Raw genomic sequence first — 14,030 nt, 5'->3', positions numbered from 1 at the left:
GCTAAATATGGAAATAGATCTCGCACAATTAATTGCACAAACCATTTTGCAGGGATTTGATGCGCAATATGGTCGATTTCTGGAAGTCACTTCTGGGGCACAACAACGTTTTGAACAGGCTGATTGGCAGGCTGTACAGCAGGCCATGAAAAAGAGAATTAACTTATATGATCATCATGTTGGATTGGTAGTGGAGCAATTGAAGCGCATTCATACACCATTACAATATGATGAAGATTATATTGCCGAAGTTAAAGCGGTTTATACCCGTTTATTGCCTGACTATCCGCGTTTTGAAATTGCCGAAAGTTTTTTTAATTCGGTTTATTGTCGTTTTTTCAAGCATCGTAATTTGAAGCCAGAAAATCTCTATATCTTTTCGTCTCAACCCTCTTCCCGTTTTCGCCATATTTCTCGTCCATTATCACGGGATTTTTTTCCTAATGAGGATCTCGCATCTATGTTGCGAACCATCTTAAATGATTTGCCACTGCGTCTTAAATGGGAGGATTTGGATCGGGATATTGGTTATATCACGCAATATTTACAGAATACATTTTCCCAATGCGATTTATTATATTCCACGTTCCAAATTGCTAATGAGCTATTTTATCGTAATAAAGCAGCCTGGTTGGTAGGAAAAATCAGGATGGGGATGACGGTTTATCCCTTTTTGTTCCCGATTCATCACAATGAATCGGGAGGAATTTTTGTCGATACCTGTCTGACCAGCTACGATGATGCCAGTATTGTTTTTGGTTTTGCCCGCTCCTATTTTATGGTTTATGCACCTTTGCCTGCCGCTTTAGTTGAGTGGTTGCGTGAAATTCTTCCGACAAAATCCACGGCAGAACTATACATGGCGATAGGTTGTCAGAAGCACGGTAAAACAGAATATTATCGTGAATATCTGACATTCATTAATTCCACTCAGGAACAGTTTACGATTGCGCCCGGTGTGAAGGGCATGGTAATGCTGGTTTTCACTTTCCCTTCATTTGATCGTGTATTTAAAGTGATTAAAGATAAGTTTGCGCCACAGAAAGAGGTTTCTCAAGAGCGTGTTCAGGAGTGCTATCGTCTGGTAAAAGAGCATGATCGTGTTGGAAGAATGGCTGATACCCAGGAATTCGAAAACTTTGTCATTGATAAACGCCATATTAGCTCCGAGTTAATGGAAGAATTGCAAAAAGAGATACCAGAAAAGTTAGAAAATTTGGGAGATAAAATCTTAATAAAGCATCTTTATATGGAGCGTAAAATGATGCCATTAAATATTTATATGGAACAGATCAATGAAACACAATTGAAGGATGTGATTGAAGAATACGGAAATGCCATTAAACAATTGGCTGCCGCAAATATTTTTCCAGGTGATATGTTGTTTAAAAATTTTGGTGTGACGCGCCACGGAAGGGTAATTTTCTACGATTATGATGAAATCTGTTACATGACCGAAGTGAACTTTCGGGATATTCCTCCGCCACGTTATCCAGAAGATGAGTTGGCTAGTGAACCTTGGTACAGTGTTGCGGTTAACGATGTTTTTCCCGAAGAATTTCGGCATTTTTTATGTACTGACAAATGTATTCAGTATTATTTTGAAGAAAGTCACAGTGATCTATTTAAAGCAGAGTACTGGCGAACACTGCAAGAGCGTATTAAAAATGGGCATATAGAGGATGTTTTTGCTTATCGTCGTAGACAACGGTTCGGCCAGCGGATCACGTATTCAATTGGTTGATCTGCCTTAAATTCTTTTGCAGCCCACTGGTTATTCGCCCAGCGGGAACAAAACAAATCAGCTTTTTAGCCAAGATCTTAGCGAAAATTACTTAATTCCACCGTATTCTCGGCTAACTGCTTTTGCGGCCCGCATGACAAGAGCGCCAAGTTCAGTTACTCGATCATCAGAGATGCGCGATACTGGGCCAGAGATGGAAATAGCGGCAAAGGCTTCATGATGCTCATCATAGATACAGGCAGCAATACAGCGTAACCCTAACGCATGTTCTTCATCATCAAATGAAAAACCTTGCTTGCGGATCTGTTCGAGATTTTCTGTTAATGCTGCGGCGGTGGTACAGGTATGTTGGGTATAAGCGTGCATCCCTTTTTTATGCAGCAATTGGAGGCGTTTTTGCTCAGATAGGGTAGACAGCAGGGCTTTTCCAGCACCGGAAGCGTGCATCGGTAGCTTACCGCCAATAGGAGCGGACATTCTCATCAGCGCATTACACTGCACTTGATCGACAATGACGGCTTCATATTCATCCAGATTAAGGATGGCAAGGTTGACGGTTTCACCGGAATCTTCCATTAACTGACGCAATATCGGATGAACCAGCACCATCAGATTACGGCTCTGTAAGAAACTACTGCCAACGACAAAAGCATGGGAAGCGATCACCCATAACCCTAAATCACCTATCTGGCGGACAAAACCATGTTGCTGCAAGGTGGTCAAAAGACGGTGAGTTGTGGAGTTAGGTAGACCAGCTTGTATCGCCAGATCAGTCAAGGCAACACCAACAGGCGAATCGGAAATATATTCCAAAAGTGTCAGTCCTCGACTTAAAGATTGAACCTGACCGCTTGCAGCGGCACTGTTTGTCATCATCTTAGTTTTTTTTGTACGTTTGCTAACAACGGCTGTGCTCATAAGATTCCCTCTGGATAATAGTCTGCTTGCAACAATAGGTGCTGCGATAGACAAAAAATGGAATTTATTTTCGTTTTCTTATTATGGATGATAAAGAGGGGAAAAACACATCCGATGTGTTCATTCATAAGTTTGATTAACTGTCCTCTTTGCAAGATCAAGAAAACCCGCTTTTTATGCGGGTTTTTCTGGCACTATGTTTGACTTTATTTTGTTATTCTTCAAACAAACTCTGATGCAATGTCTGAATCACCTGTTCCGCATCGTTACCAGGAACGAGCAGACAGACATTATGACTGCTTGCACCACAGCTAATCATACGAATATTAAAGGGTTCCAACACGCCAAAAATCCCTTTTCCCAATCCTTTTGCCCGTGAAAGTTCATTACCGATAATCGCCACCAGCGCCATATCTTCTTCGACTTCCACACGGCACAATTTAGAAAGTTCAGTTAGCAACGCATTGGTCAGCAGGTTGCCATTCGTGCTGGTGGAACCTTTGGTATCCAGCGTCAGGGCGATACTCACTTCTGATGTGGTAATCAAATCCACCGAAATATTATGACGTGACAGTAGGGTAAAAACTTCTGCCAGAAAGCCCCTGGCATGTAGCATTTTCAGACTATGTAATGTCAGTAAAGTTTGTTTGCGGCGCAGAGCCAATGCACGAAACAGTGGGGGATTTCCTGTTTTATCACAGACTATTGTACCGCCTGCCTGTGGCTCTTTACTGGAGCCGACAAATACCGGAATGTCACAGCGAACTGCCGGTAGTAGTGTGGCAGGATGGAGGATTTTGGCACCAAAAGTTGCCATTTCAGCCGCTTCATCAAAAGCAATTTTATTGATGCGTTTAGCGGTAGGAACAATACGGGGATCAGTCGTGTAAATGCCTGGAACATCTGTCCAGATATCAACACGCTGTAAACCCAGCGCTTCACCCAGTAAGGCCGCGGTATAATCGCTGCCACCTCGCCCCAGTGTGGTTGTACGACCTTTTTCTTCTCTGCCAATAAACCCTTGAGTGATGACGATTGTATCGTTCAGGCGGGGATAAAGGTGTTCCATTGCCAAAATATGGAGCTGGAGTATATCCGGTTCTGCCTGCCCAAAGTTATCATTGGTTCGCATGATCCGACGGATATCAAACCATTCGGCACCCGTATTGCGTTGACGTAACAACTCTACAAACAATAAGGTGGACATGACTTCACCGTGGCTAACCAATTCATCTGTCAATGCTTCTGAAGTAGCGAGCGATGCTGCTTCTGACAGCATCTCAATATTTTCCAGCAGACGATCAATTTCCTCACGGATCACATCCGCTTCACTCAATCGGTCAATAATAGCGTATTGAATGTCACGGATCTGTTTCAGATGGCTCTCCCGTTTATCGCTATCGCAGCCAGCGGCCAATGCAACCAGTAAATTAGTGACGCCAGCGGAAGCTGACAGAACAACCACACGGACATTGGTGTCCGCCAAAATAATGTCGGCGCAATTATTCATGGCATCAAAATCTGCCACACTAGTACCACCAAATTTTGCTACCACATACTGCGAATTAGGAGATGAAACAGCACACATGGATGATAACCTTTTGTTCGGAAAACAGTTCAAAGAATAGGCTGTTAGAAATATCGGGTTAGACGTACGGAGTCAATGTTTGACGATGAAACATAAATAATTTTCATGATGGAAATGAAATTATCGTTTTTGCCTATCTCAACAATTAGGGCTGGAAATTATGGGCTATTTTGACCAATATCAGTAATTACAAGGAAAGGGAGATAAATCACAGCATTAAACCGTTACAATCTGTGAATTCCTATTGTTTATTGACAGTTGATAGAGAGCATTATTCATGAAAAACATCAACCCTAGCCAGACCGAAGCCTGGAAAGCATTGCAACAGCATTTTGAGCAAATGAAAAATGTGCATTTACGGGATCTGTTCGAACAGGATAAAGAACGGTTTACCGCATTTTCTGCGACATTTGATCAGCAGATTCTGGTGGATTACGCCAAAAACCGCATTACCGCGGAAACACTGGAGAAATTACAAGCATTGGCGCAAGAAACTGATTTAGCCAGTGCAATTCGCAGTATGTTCTCTGGTGAGAAAATTAATCGTACTGAAGATCGTGCGGTGTTGCATATTGCCCTACGTAACCGTAGTAATACCCCGATTATAGTAGATGGGGAAGATGTGATGCCGCAAGTCAATGCGGTGTTGGCGAAAATGAAATCATTCAGTGAACGCATCATCGGTGGTGAGTGGAAAGGCTATACAGGCAAAGCCATGACAGATGTCGTCAATATTGGCATTGGTGGCTCTGATCTTGGCCCCTATATGGTGACTGAGGCACTGAAAGCGTATAAGAATCACCTGAATATGCATTTTGTTTCCAATGTTGATGGAACCCACATTGCTGAAACGCTAAAGAACTTAGATCCAGAAACTACCTTGTTCCTGGTTGCTTCTAAGACGTTTACTACGCAAGAAACGATGACTAACGCGCATTCTGCCCGTCATTGGTTCCTGCAAAGTGCTATTGATGAAGCGCATATCGCGAAGCATTTTGCGGCATTATCAACCAATGAACATGAAGTGAAAAAATTCGGTATCGATCCCCAAAACATGTTTGAGTTTTGGGATTGGGTCGGAGGGCGTTATTCGCTTTGGTCTGCAATTGGCTTATCTATTGCGCTTTCTATTGGTTATGAAAATTTCGCCCAGTTGCTCAGTGGCGCTCATGCAATGGATAAACATTTTGAGCAAACCGCCTTCGAACAGAACATTCCTGTTTTGTTGGCACTGATCGGCATTTGGTACAACAATTTCTTTGGTGCGGAAACTGAAGCGATTCTGCCCTATGATCAATACATGCACCGTTTTGCTGCCTACTTCCAACAAGGCAACATGGAATCAAATGGTAAGTACGTCGATCGTGATGGCAATCCGGTAAATTACCAGACCGGTCCGATTATCTGGGGTGAGCCTGGCACTAATGGTCAACATGCGTTCTACCAGCTTATCCATCAGGGAACTAAATTAATCCCGTGTGATTTTATTGCACCAGCAATTAGCCATAACCCAGTGAGTGATCACCATAGCAAACTGCTCTCTAACTTCTTTGCACAAACGGAAGCATTGGCATTTGGTAAAACACAGGCTCAGGTGGAAGCTGAATTTGCGCAAGCAGGAAAAACTGCCGAAGACGTGGCGAATGTTGTGCCATTCAAAGTGTTTGCAGGTAATCGCCCGACTAACTCCATTTTATTACGTGAAATTACCCCATTCAGTTTGGGAGCATTAATTGCGATGTATGAACATAAAATCTTTGTTCAGGGCGCTATTCTGAATATCTTCTCATTTGATCAATGGGGCGTAGAATTGGGCAAACAATTGGCGAACCGTATTCTGCCTGAACTGCACGATGCAGAGGCGGTAACTAGCCATGACAGCTCTACAAATGGCCTGATTAACCAGTTCAAAGCATGGCGTTAATCTGAACCGCCATATCACCTAATCTTTTCTCACCTTAATAGCAATAGTTATTAAGGTGAGTTTTTTTGTGATTTACATAATTTGTTATCAACTTTTAATTTTATTGGTCTGCAACATGATATCCTCACTCCCCATTCGTTGTGCTGTCGGGGAAATTGCTATTCCCCGCAATGGGAAAATAATAATGGCAGATGACACAATATTAAATTCAACCCCCATCCACTGGTTATCACCAAATGAGACCGACCTTCTGCCTGGATCTGTTTTAGATTGGCTGATGGAAGTAGGCTCAATGACACGTCGCTTTGAGCAACATTGTCAGCATGTATCGGTTGCTCCTTTTCGGGAAAACTTTATCACTCTGGAAGAGTTAAATGGTGAAAGTGAGCACTTACCTGTAAGTGAAAAATATTGGTTACGTGAAATTGTTTTGTATGGGGATAACGTCCCGTGGCTTTTGGGGCGCACAGTTATTCCTGAGGAAACACTCACTGGCCCAGATAAAAAATTGGTTGATGTAGGCACTGTTCCACTTGGACGTTATCTTTTTAGTGGTAATAATCTAACGCGGGATTATATTCAAATAGGCCGACAAGGGGGGCGTTGGGTACGTCGTTCTTTATTGAGGCTGTCGGGCAAACCATTGCTACTCACAGAGGTTTTTTTACCGAATTCACCTGTATATAAATAAAATTAAGATCAACAGAATTAAAGGGGAGAAATAGATTGAAGGTCTGTATGACGCGGAATAAATGGTGTGCTTATTGCCGTTTAATGCGTATCGATAAACCCATTGGCACATTATTACTATTATGGCCAACCTATTGGGCATTGTGGATCGCCGCAAAGGGCATGCCAGATTTGCACATAGGGTTAGTGTTTACTCTCGGTGTGTTTTTCATGCGTGCGGCGGGATGTTGCATTAATGATTTCGCAGACAGAAAATTTGATGGGTATGTAGAACGGACAAAATCTCGTCCTCTTCCTAGTGGGGCTATTACCGAAAAAGAAAGCAAAATCTTGTTTGCCACACTGATACTCATTTCTTTTGCGCTGGTTCTGACACTGAATAAAATGACCATTGCATTGTCGGTTGTCGGTCTGGCACTGGCGTGGATTTACCCTTTTGTCAAACGAGTCAGTCACTTGCCACAAGTTGTATTAGGTGCTGCTTACGGCTGGTCAATTCCTATGGCATTTTCCGCAGTAAGTGAATCCTTACCATTAGAATGCTGGCTATTATTTTTCGCCAATATTATTTGGTCTGTAATTTATGATACGCAGTATGCAATGGTTGATCGTGACGATGACTTGAAAATCGGTGTGAAATCGACCGCAGTGCTTTTTGGACGCTTTGATAAACTGATCATTGGCATTCTGCAATTCATCATGCTGGGCATTTTGGTCTTAGTTGGCGCGATGGTGAATCTGGGGGGAATATATTATTGGACAGTATTGCTGGCAACCGCATTATTCGTTTATCAGCAGAAACTGATCACAAATCGGGAGAGAGCCGCCTGTTTTCAGTCGTTTATGAACAATAACTACGTTGGTTTAGTTCTATTCCTTGGCATCTTTTTTAGCTATATCTAGTATGGCGTAGCTCTAATATAACGGGCGGTTATCCGCCCGTTAATTTCTGTTTCCATAACCCGTTTGGCATCGTTATGGTTGATCTTGCGCTATCTGTACAGGTTCATTCTGTTCTGGTGGCATACTGACACTTTCAATCGTCAAGCGAATTTCAGGTGACATCAACTCACTCAATACATGATAGAGTTCCTGGGCACTGGTTGTAATCATATCACCGCTGTCTTGAATATAACCTTCTTCGCGCAGCGTATTGACCGAGCAAGCAAAAACCGCCTTGTCAAAGAACTCTGGCGCGTTGATGCCATGCAGAACCGACAGACGTTGTGCCAGCATCCGGCTCTCTTTTTCCAGTACACCACGGCTGATTTCAGGGGTGGCATTTAACAAAGAGAGCGTAATAGCATAACGTTGCAGCGTTTCCCTGATGCCGGCTGCCAGCAATTGCAGTGGACGAATACGTGCAGGATTTAGCACCAGTATTCCTTGCTCTTTGTTGCAGATAAGGCCTTGACGTGCCAGCTCATCAATCAAGGTATTGACGACGTCGGGAAGCGTTTCCTTACTGTAACGCATGAAGAGTTCCTGCTTGATCAGCGGATAAATCAGCGCTACCTGTCTAAGCAATTCACTGCGACTAATACGGCGGTGATGCATAACAATGCTGGTAATCAAGGATGGCAGGATTAATAAGTGCTGGATATTATTACGATAATAAGTCATCAATACCGCGCTTTCACGTGGCAGGATAATAATATCTCCCAGACCGTCCTTCTCGACCTCAAACTTATTCATCATAAGAGCATGATCTAGCAACTCTTCTGCGGTTTGATTTGGCACCGTGATATCGTCAGTGTAAGGCACATTCCGCAGTAATTGCAGATAGCAATCCAACTGTTCAATAAGCTGTTCACGAGTAAGTGCTCGCTGACGCGATGACAACAATGCCGTAGTGCATAAATTGATAGCATTGGCTGCGGCAGCATTATTGATATTGACCATAATATTGTCAGCCAGTTTACTGACTGTTGGCGTCAGCCATGTTGGACGCTGGGATTCTATTGGGTCGATGGAGTCACGCCACTCTGGTACATGCTGGCTCAGGTATTGTATCAACGGGATCGGTTCACCAAAATTCACGTAACCTTGTCCCAGATTACGTAATTTGCGCAACCCGCGTACCATCTGGAAAAAGCCTTCTTTTTCCTTGGTTGCACCGCGCAGCTCTTTGGCATAAGTTGCCACTTCCATCACATGTTCATAACCGATATAGATCGGCACAATCGTGATTGGACGAGATTCCCCTCGCAGCATGGCTTGCAAGGTCATGGAGAGCGTACCCGTTTTGGGATCCAGCAAACGACCAGTACGGGAGCGTCCTCCTTCGACAAAATATTCAACCGAATAACCGCGGGTAAACAATTCACCAAGATATTCACGAAAGAGGGTTGAATAGAGCTTATTGCCTTTAAACGTACGGCGGATAAAGAACGCACCAAGACGACGGAATATCGGGCCGGCAGGCCAGAAATTCAGGTTAATGCCCGCAGCAATGTGCGGTGGAACCAGCCCTTGATGATAGAGCACATAAGAGAGCAAAAGGTAGTCCATATGGCTGCGATGACATGGAACATAAACCAGTTCATGGCCGTCCTGTGCCAATTGGCGAACTCGTTCGGCGTTATGAACATTGATGCCTTGATACAAACGGTTCCAGGTCCAACTTAAAACTCGATCGGTCAAGCGTACGGTTTCATAGGAAAAATCTGCCGCGATCTCTTCCAGCATATTGATGGCGTTCTGCTTGGCCTTTTCGGGAGAGATTTTCTTGCTACGGGCTTCATCAGCAATCGCTTTTTCTATTGCTTTTGATGCCAGTAACTTATTAAACAGATCCTGCCTGGCAGGCAAACGAGGCCCAACAGCCGCAAGACGCTGGCGGGAATAGTGCATCCGAGCCACACGGGCGAGCTTATTGGCGATGATATTATCTGTACCATGTTCGTCGGCCATACGGCGTAGAGACACTGGTGTGGAGAAACGGACAAAACTATCCCGTCCAAGCCATAAGATCGCAAAAAACTTCTGCACGCCATTTAGTAAGCGTAATTGTGGGGTGGTATGCCCTTCTTGTCCTTCGCGCCCTGGGGAACGCCCAAACATGACGGAAACTGGCACCATCTGGATATCTAGATCGGGATTATTATGATGCAAGTCCAGATAAGAGTGGAAAATTCTCACAGATTCATGTTTTGGCGCATAACAACGGAATACACGTGGACCGTTATCGATAAAGACACAACTGGGAAGTTGTGTGTCACCAATTTCCAAAGGATTTAATGGATCAGGTAAATCTTGCGCCAGACACTGCTGACGTAGAGTCAATAAGTCTGTTTTTGAGTGATACGGCAATATGTACAAAATAGGCCGAGTCGTATCAAGACGCAGCTCCGCAATAGGATCTGTAGGGATTAGTTTACTTTTTACTAATAATTTTAGTGGTAAATTCAATAACTTATAATATATTTTACGCCAACCTGACATAACTGCTTTAAGCCTCTTATTAGCAATGCATCGCAAGGATACCAGAAACAGGTTTTGAGATCTGTGGAAAGTGAGACAATAATAAGAGCTAAAAGTTATATAACCATACAATCATTAAGTTAATTAAAGAAAATTTTTATGGCAAATCAATCAACAGGTTTGAGCCGCATCATTAAAGCGGCTGGATATTCGGTGAAAGGAATTAAGGCCGCATGGCAAAATGAAGCGGCATTCCGGCAGGAAGCCATTGCTGCCATATTTGCGATCATCATTGCATTTTCTTTAGACTTTGGCTTATTTGAGAGACTCCTCCTGATTGGCTCTGTTATGCTGGTGGTCATTGTCGAAATCCTCAATAGTGCCATAGAAGCCGTCGTGGATCGCATCGGTAGTGAATATCATGAATTATCAGGTCGAGCGAAAGATATGGGATCTGCGGCTGTATTGCTCACCATATTCTTGGCGTTGTTCACTTGGGGAATGATTTTTTGGTCGCATTTTATGCGCTGAGATAGCGCATTTTTTCATCAAATACGTTATTTAGCTGCTTTTACATGCTGACAGGTTCCCAATTCGATTTTACCTGTATATACTCACAGCTTGACTGTATAAACAAACAGGGGGCGAAATGAAAGCATTAACTGCCAGGCAGCAGCAAGTTTATGACTTGGTGCGTGACCATATTTCGCAAACGGGTATGCCACCAACACGTGCTGAAATTGCAGCGCGTCTTGGTTTTCGTTCACCTAACGCAGCAGAAGAGCATTTAAAGGCACTTGCGCGTAAAGGGGTGATAAAGATTATTTCTGGTGCATCCAGAGGTATCCGTTTGCTGCTTGAAGAGCAAGATGAAGGGGCAGGGTTGCCGCTGATCGGTCGTGTTGCTGCTGGGGAACCACTGCTGGCTCAGGAACACATCGAAAGTCACTATAAGGTTGATCCTGAATTATTCAAACCAAGCGCTGATTTTCTGTTACGTGTCAGTGGGATGTCCATGAAAGACATTGGGATTATGGACGGAGATTTACTGGCTGTGCATAAAACCCAGGATGTTCATAATGGGCAAGTCATTGTGGCGCGGATTGAAGATGAAGTTACTGTAAAACGCTTCAAACAAACAGGGAACAAAATTGAACTGATTGCTGAGAATCCGGAATTTGAACCCATTGTTGTTGATTTGAGCGAGCAGAATTTCACTATTGAAGGATTGGCTGTCGGCGTTATTCGTAGCGGGGACTGGTTCTGATTGTAAAGGCGGATAATTGCAGTTTGCCATTCTGGGGCGGTCATTTTTCCCAGAACCCGTTAAACTTAAGTTCAGCGGGCACTTGAAAATATATGATTATATCAATTATGACCGCCTCATTACTCAATTTGGCCTTTAGCGTTTTTTCTTATTTCTTTTTATTTTCTTCAACCGCATGATCGTGCTGACACGTATCGCGCTTTGTGCAGGATTTAATCTCATGGCAGGAAAAACACATGCCATGAACTTCTATCACACTATTTCGCAAGTGAAATCCCGTACCCTGCGCTAATTGTTGAATAGCTGATTCAATATCTTTTGCATCCTTTTCGGTTACTGAACCACAAAATTCACAGATAAACATTGCCGAAGTATGACAAGGCTCTTCAAAATGATGACATAGCACATAGCTGTTTGTGGATTCTATTTTGTGAATAAAACCTTGTTCCAGCAGAAACTCCAACCCACGGTAAACCGTTGGAGGTTTGGCTTGTGGTTCGACTTCACGCAATAAATCCAGCAAATCATAAGCGCTTATCGCACTAGGCTGTTCAGTGATTAAACGAAGAATTTCAAAGCGTTGGGGTGTCAAACGAACCCCTCTTGACAGGCAGATTGCTTCAGCCTGTGCCAGTAACTTTTTTTGATTGATAGTTTTCATTACACCTCTCACACCTACACGATGCTAATGACTTTAATGTTATCATGTTTTTTAACCTGAGAGTGGGATCGATATGATGTTCAGTTCTCTTCTGATGTGTAGTATCCCTGTGAAGAGAAGGGGTTATCTTGTCATGATGAGATACTTGAAAATAAAATTAATCCGTGGATAAGAACAATAAAATGGGCTAAAAAACGGAGAAAATAAAGTTGAAAATATTGGATAATGTCTGCGAGAACAAGTTAATTTATAATGATTAATAAAAAAGCTGTTTATTTTAATGGTTCCACTTAGGAAGGGAAAAGACTTCAACATTAAAAATATTCTAAATACATCTTACTTAATTAATGGATTAAAAATGAAAGAATTATTGCAAAACCACCCGAATAATAGAAGATTTCCTGTTAATGGTTTTCGGATAATCAAAAATATCCTTAAGGAAAGAAAAAGGGTGACATTTCTCAAACCTATTCAGGTAGTGGGTTTAGGTGTTCTTTGGATTGCAACACTTTTGCTGAGTGTATTATCTGTCGGAGTAACAATACTGATCTTTGATGTTAATAACGTACCTTCAAAGGGGTATATACTTTGGGCTAGCTTAATTGGCTTGAGCTTACTTGGTATATATTTCTCCTTTTATCGTTTCCAGAGCATCAAAAATCTCCCGATTACCGAACAGAAACGTTATTACTTACAGGCAAAGTGTTCTGTTTTGCCGGAAGAAAAGCGTCAGGCATTGCGATTGCATATAATTAGCTGTTATTACGATGGTTTTTGGACAGAAACATTAGAGCATTACCCTTTAAAAAGCCGTGTTTCCCACGATAATTACCAATATCGTATCTTGCCTTTATCAGATGCAGAGCCTCACCAATCTCGGATCTATAAAGATTGGGGAGTACTTGATGAAAAAGATTATTGGAAAGTATTGCATGATTTATGGGCGGGAATGCACTCAGAGCGTTTTGCGATTGATGCAGTTTTTACCGATGGGGACATGTTTAAGGTACTTGGCAGTTTAATTGAAGAGCCAGAGGAATATGTACAGCAATGTTCTTGTTCAATTAATGGACGCCCTCCCGCCTTACTTTGGGGATTTGATCTTTGGCGGGCGATTGTACTAAGCCGAAATTGTTTTGCTGCGGGCTATATTAGTGAAGCAACGGCGTGGAAAAATATACTCAAAACAGCCGATTATGTTTATGAAATTTTTGGCAGCTTTGATGAATTCTACACGAATTATCGGTTAGGTAATGCTTACTGGAGTCGGGATTTTGACAAAGTGAAAGGGCGCCTGAAAGAGTTTTTGTTTTACAAAGAGTATTGTGACTGGCCGATGGCTAAATTACCTTGGCCAAACCCGAAAGGTATTTTTATAGAGCAATATATGAAAGATGGTTTTGCTGATGTTGTAAATTCCATATTGCGCGATCAACAAATGGAAGATTCACTCGACGACGATGAAGTAATGGATGAGGATAATAACCATATTGAAACTCGTGTCTTGCATTAACAGCCTGTAGGAATAGTTATGTATACTATATGGCACAAAGGAACAATAACAAGAAATATAGTGTAAGTACAAACATGGCAATATATGAGTTAGCACAGGATACGTTAATAAAAGTTGAAATGACTTCATTTGAAGCAGAAAAGCTGAAAGAACGACAAGACATTCAACGCTTTTTAAAATCACAAATTGAAGCCATCAGCCCAGATATAGCTAAATCATACTAATATGACATAATATCTAAACCTAAGATGACAAGGCATAAAATGAGATGGGTTACAGCTTAGATTTTCGAAAGAGAGTAT

General features: G+C 42.4%; 12 protein-coding genes. 8 read left to right on the top strand and 4 right to left on the bottom strand.

All coding sequences use genetic code 11. The features are described 5' to 3' along the window. Positions 1 to 7 precede the first annotated feature (7 nt). Complete coding sequence (gene aceK, locus Xedl_RS16335) at positions 8 to 1,744, top strand: bifunctional isocitrate dehydrogenase kinase/phosphatase (RefSeq protein ID WP_074024843.1); 1,737 nt, start codon at positions 8 to 10, stop codon at positions 1,742 to 1,744. 87 nt (positions 1,745 to 1,831) lie between these two features. Here aceK and iclR read toward each other — a convergent pair whose 3' ends face one another. Together iclR and lysC are read right to left on the bottom strand one after the other, a co-directional pair. Then, positions 1,832 to 2,662, bottom strand: a complete 831-nt coding sequence (iclR, locus tag Xedl_RS16330) for a glyoxylate bypass operon transcriptional repressor IclR (protein WP_074024842.1) — start codon at positions 2,660 to 2,662, stop codon at positions 1,832 to 1,834. Positions 2,663 to 2,876: 214 nt separating this feature from the next. Continuing rightward, positions 2,877 to 4,250, bottom strand: coding sequence for a lysine-sensitive aspartokinase 3 (gene lysC / locus Xedl_RS16325; protein WP_074024841.1), 1,374 nt, complete (start codon positions 4,248 to 4,250; stop codon positions 2,877 to 2,879). Positions 4,251 to 4,527: 277 nt separating this feature from the next. Between lysC and pgi the strand changes: the two genes are divergently transcribed. From pgi to ubiA, 3 genes are all read left to right on the top strand, one after another. Beyond that, positions 4,528 to 6,174 (top strand): glucose-6-phosphate isomerase, encoded by a 1,647-nt coding sequence (gene pgi, locus Xedl_RS16320; protein ID WP_074024840.1) that lies wholly within the window; start codon positions 4,528 to 4,530, stop codon positions 6,172 to 6,174. 178 nt (positions 6,175 to 6,352) lie between these two features. Then, positions 6,353 to 6,865, top strand: a complete 513-nt coding sequence (ubiC, locus tag Xedl_RS16315) for a chorismate lyase (RefSeq protein WP_074024859.1) — start codon at positions 6,353 to 6,355, stop codon at positions 6,863 to 6,865. Between the two features lie 47 nt (positions 6,866 to 6,912). Next, a complete protein-coding gene (gene ubiA / locus Xedl_RS16310; RefSeq protein WP_074024839.1) occupies positions 6,913 to 7,767 on the top strand; it encodes a 4-hydroxybenzoate octaprenyltransferase in 855 nt (284 codons plus the stop codon). 72 nt (positions 7,768 to 7,839) lie between these two features. On the opposite strand, the gene plsB is transcribed toward ubiA, so the two are convergent. Beyond that, positions 7,840 to 10,308 (bottom strand): glycerol-3-phosphate 1-O-acyltransferase PlsB, encoded by a 2,469-nt coding sequence (gene plsB / locus Xedl_RS16305; RefSeq protein WP_074024838.1) that lies wholly within the window; start codon positions 10,306 to 10,308, stop codon positions 7,840 to 7,842. A gap of 138 nt (positions 10,309 to 10,446) precedes the next feature. Between plsB and Xedl_RS16300 the strand changes: the two genes are divergently transcribed. After that, on the top strand, positions 10,447 to 10,818 hold the full coding sequence (locus Xedl_RS16300) for a diacylglycerol kinase (protein ID WP_074024837.1): 372 nt from the start codon (positions 10,447 to 10,449) through the stop codon (positions 10,816 to 10,818). Positions 10,819 to 10,936: 118 nt separating this feature from the next. Then, positions 10,937 to 11,554 carry a transcriptional repressor LexA gene (gene lexA / locus Xedl_RS16295; RefSeq protein ID WP_074024836.1) on the top strand — a complete coding sequence of 206 codons (618 nt, stop codon included), beginning with the start codon at positions 10,937 to 10,939 and terminating at the stop codon, positions 11,552 to 11,554. Positions 11,555 to 11,702: 148 nt separating this feature from the next. Here the strand turns inward: lexA and zur are convergent, their stop codons facing one another. Next, a complete protein-coding gene (gene zur / locus Xedl_RS16290; RefSeq protein ID WP_074024835.1) occupies positions 11,703 to 12,215 on the bottom strand; it encodes a zinc uptake transcriptional repressor Zur in 513 nt (170 codons plus the stop codon). 451 nt (positions 12,216 to 12,666) lie between these two features. On the opposite strand from zur, the gene Xedl_RS16285 reads away from it, so the two are divergent. Together Xedl_RS16285 and Xedl_RS27925 are read left to right on the top strand one after the other, a co-directional pair. Continuing rightward, the gene (locus Xedl_RS16285) at positions 12,667 to 13,728 is read left to right on the top strand and encodes a DUF1266 domain-containing protein (RefSeq protein ID WP_244149733.1); all 1,062 of its coding nucleotides are present in this window, start codon (positions 12,667 to 12,669) and stop codon (positions 13,726 to 13,728) included. 74 nt (positions 13,729 to 13,802) lie between these two features. Beyond that, complete coding sequence (locus tag Xedl_RS27925) at positions 13,803 to 13,952, top strand: hypothetical protein (protein ID WP_158024398.1); 150 nt, start codon at positions 13,803 to 13,805, stop codon at positions 13,950 to 13,952. Positions 13,953 to 14,030: the final 78 nt, after the last annotated feature.

This window comes from Xenorhabdus eapokensis (assembly GCF_001908105.1).
This window is presented reverse-complemented; position numbering and strand designations above follow the sequence as displayed.

Bases quoted from the DNA above. Each gene is read 5' to 3' on its own strand.
- aceK (WP_074024843.1), top strand. From the start codon at position 8: ATGGAAATAGATCTCGCACAATTAATTGCACAAACCATTTTGCAGGGA.
- iclR (WP_074024842.1), bottom strand. From the start codon at position 2,662: ATGAGCACAGCCGTTGTTAGCAAACGTACAAAAAAAACTAAGATGATG.
- lysC (WP_074024841.1), bottom strand. From the start codon at position 4,250: ATGTGTGCTGTTTCATCTCCTAATTCGCAGTATGTGGTAGCAAAATTT.
- pgi (WP_074024840.1), top strand. From the start codon at position 4,528: ATGAAAAACATCAACCCTAGCCAGACCGAAGCCTGGAAAGCATTGCAA.
- ubiA (WP_074024839.1), top strand. From the start codon at position 6,913: ATGACGCGGAATAAATGGTGTGCTTATTGCCGTTTAATGCGTATCGAT.
- plsB (WP_074024838.1), bottom strand. From the start codon at position 10,308: ATGTCAGGTTGGCGTAAAATATATTATAAGTTATTGAATTTACCACTA.
- Xedl_RS16300 (WP_074024837.1), top strand. From the start codon at position 10,447: ATGGCAAATCAATCAACAGGTTTGAGCCGCATCATTAAAGCGGCTGGA.
- lexA (WP_074024836.1), top strand. From the start codon at position 10,937: ATGAAAGCATTAACTGCCAGGCAGCAGCAAGTTTATGACTTGGTGCGT.
- zur (WP_074024835.1), bottom strand. From the start codon at position 12,215: ATGAAAACTATCAATCAAAAAAAGTTACTGGCACAGGCTGAAGCAATC.
- Xedl_RS27925 (WP_158024398.1), top strand. From the start codon at position 13,803: ATGGCAATATATGAGTTAGCACAGGATACGTTAATAAAAGTTGAAATG.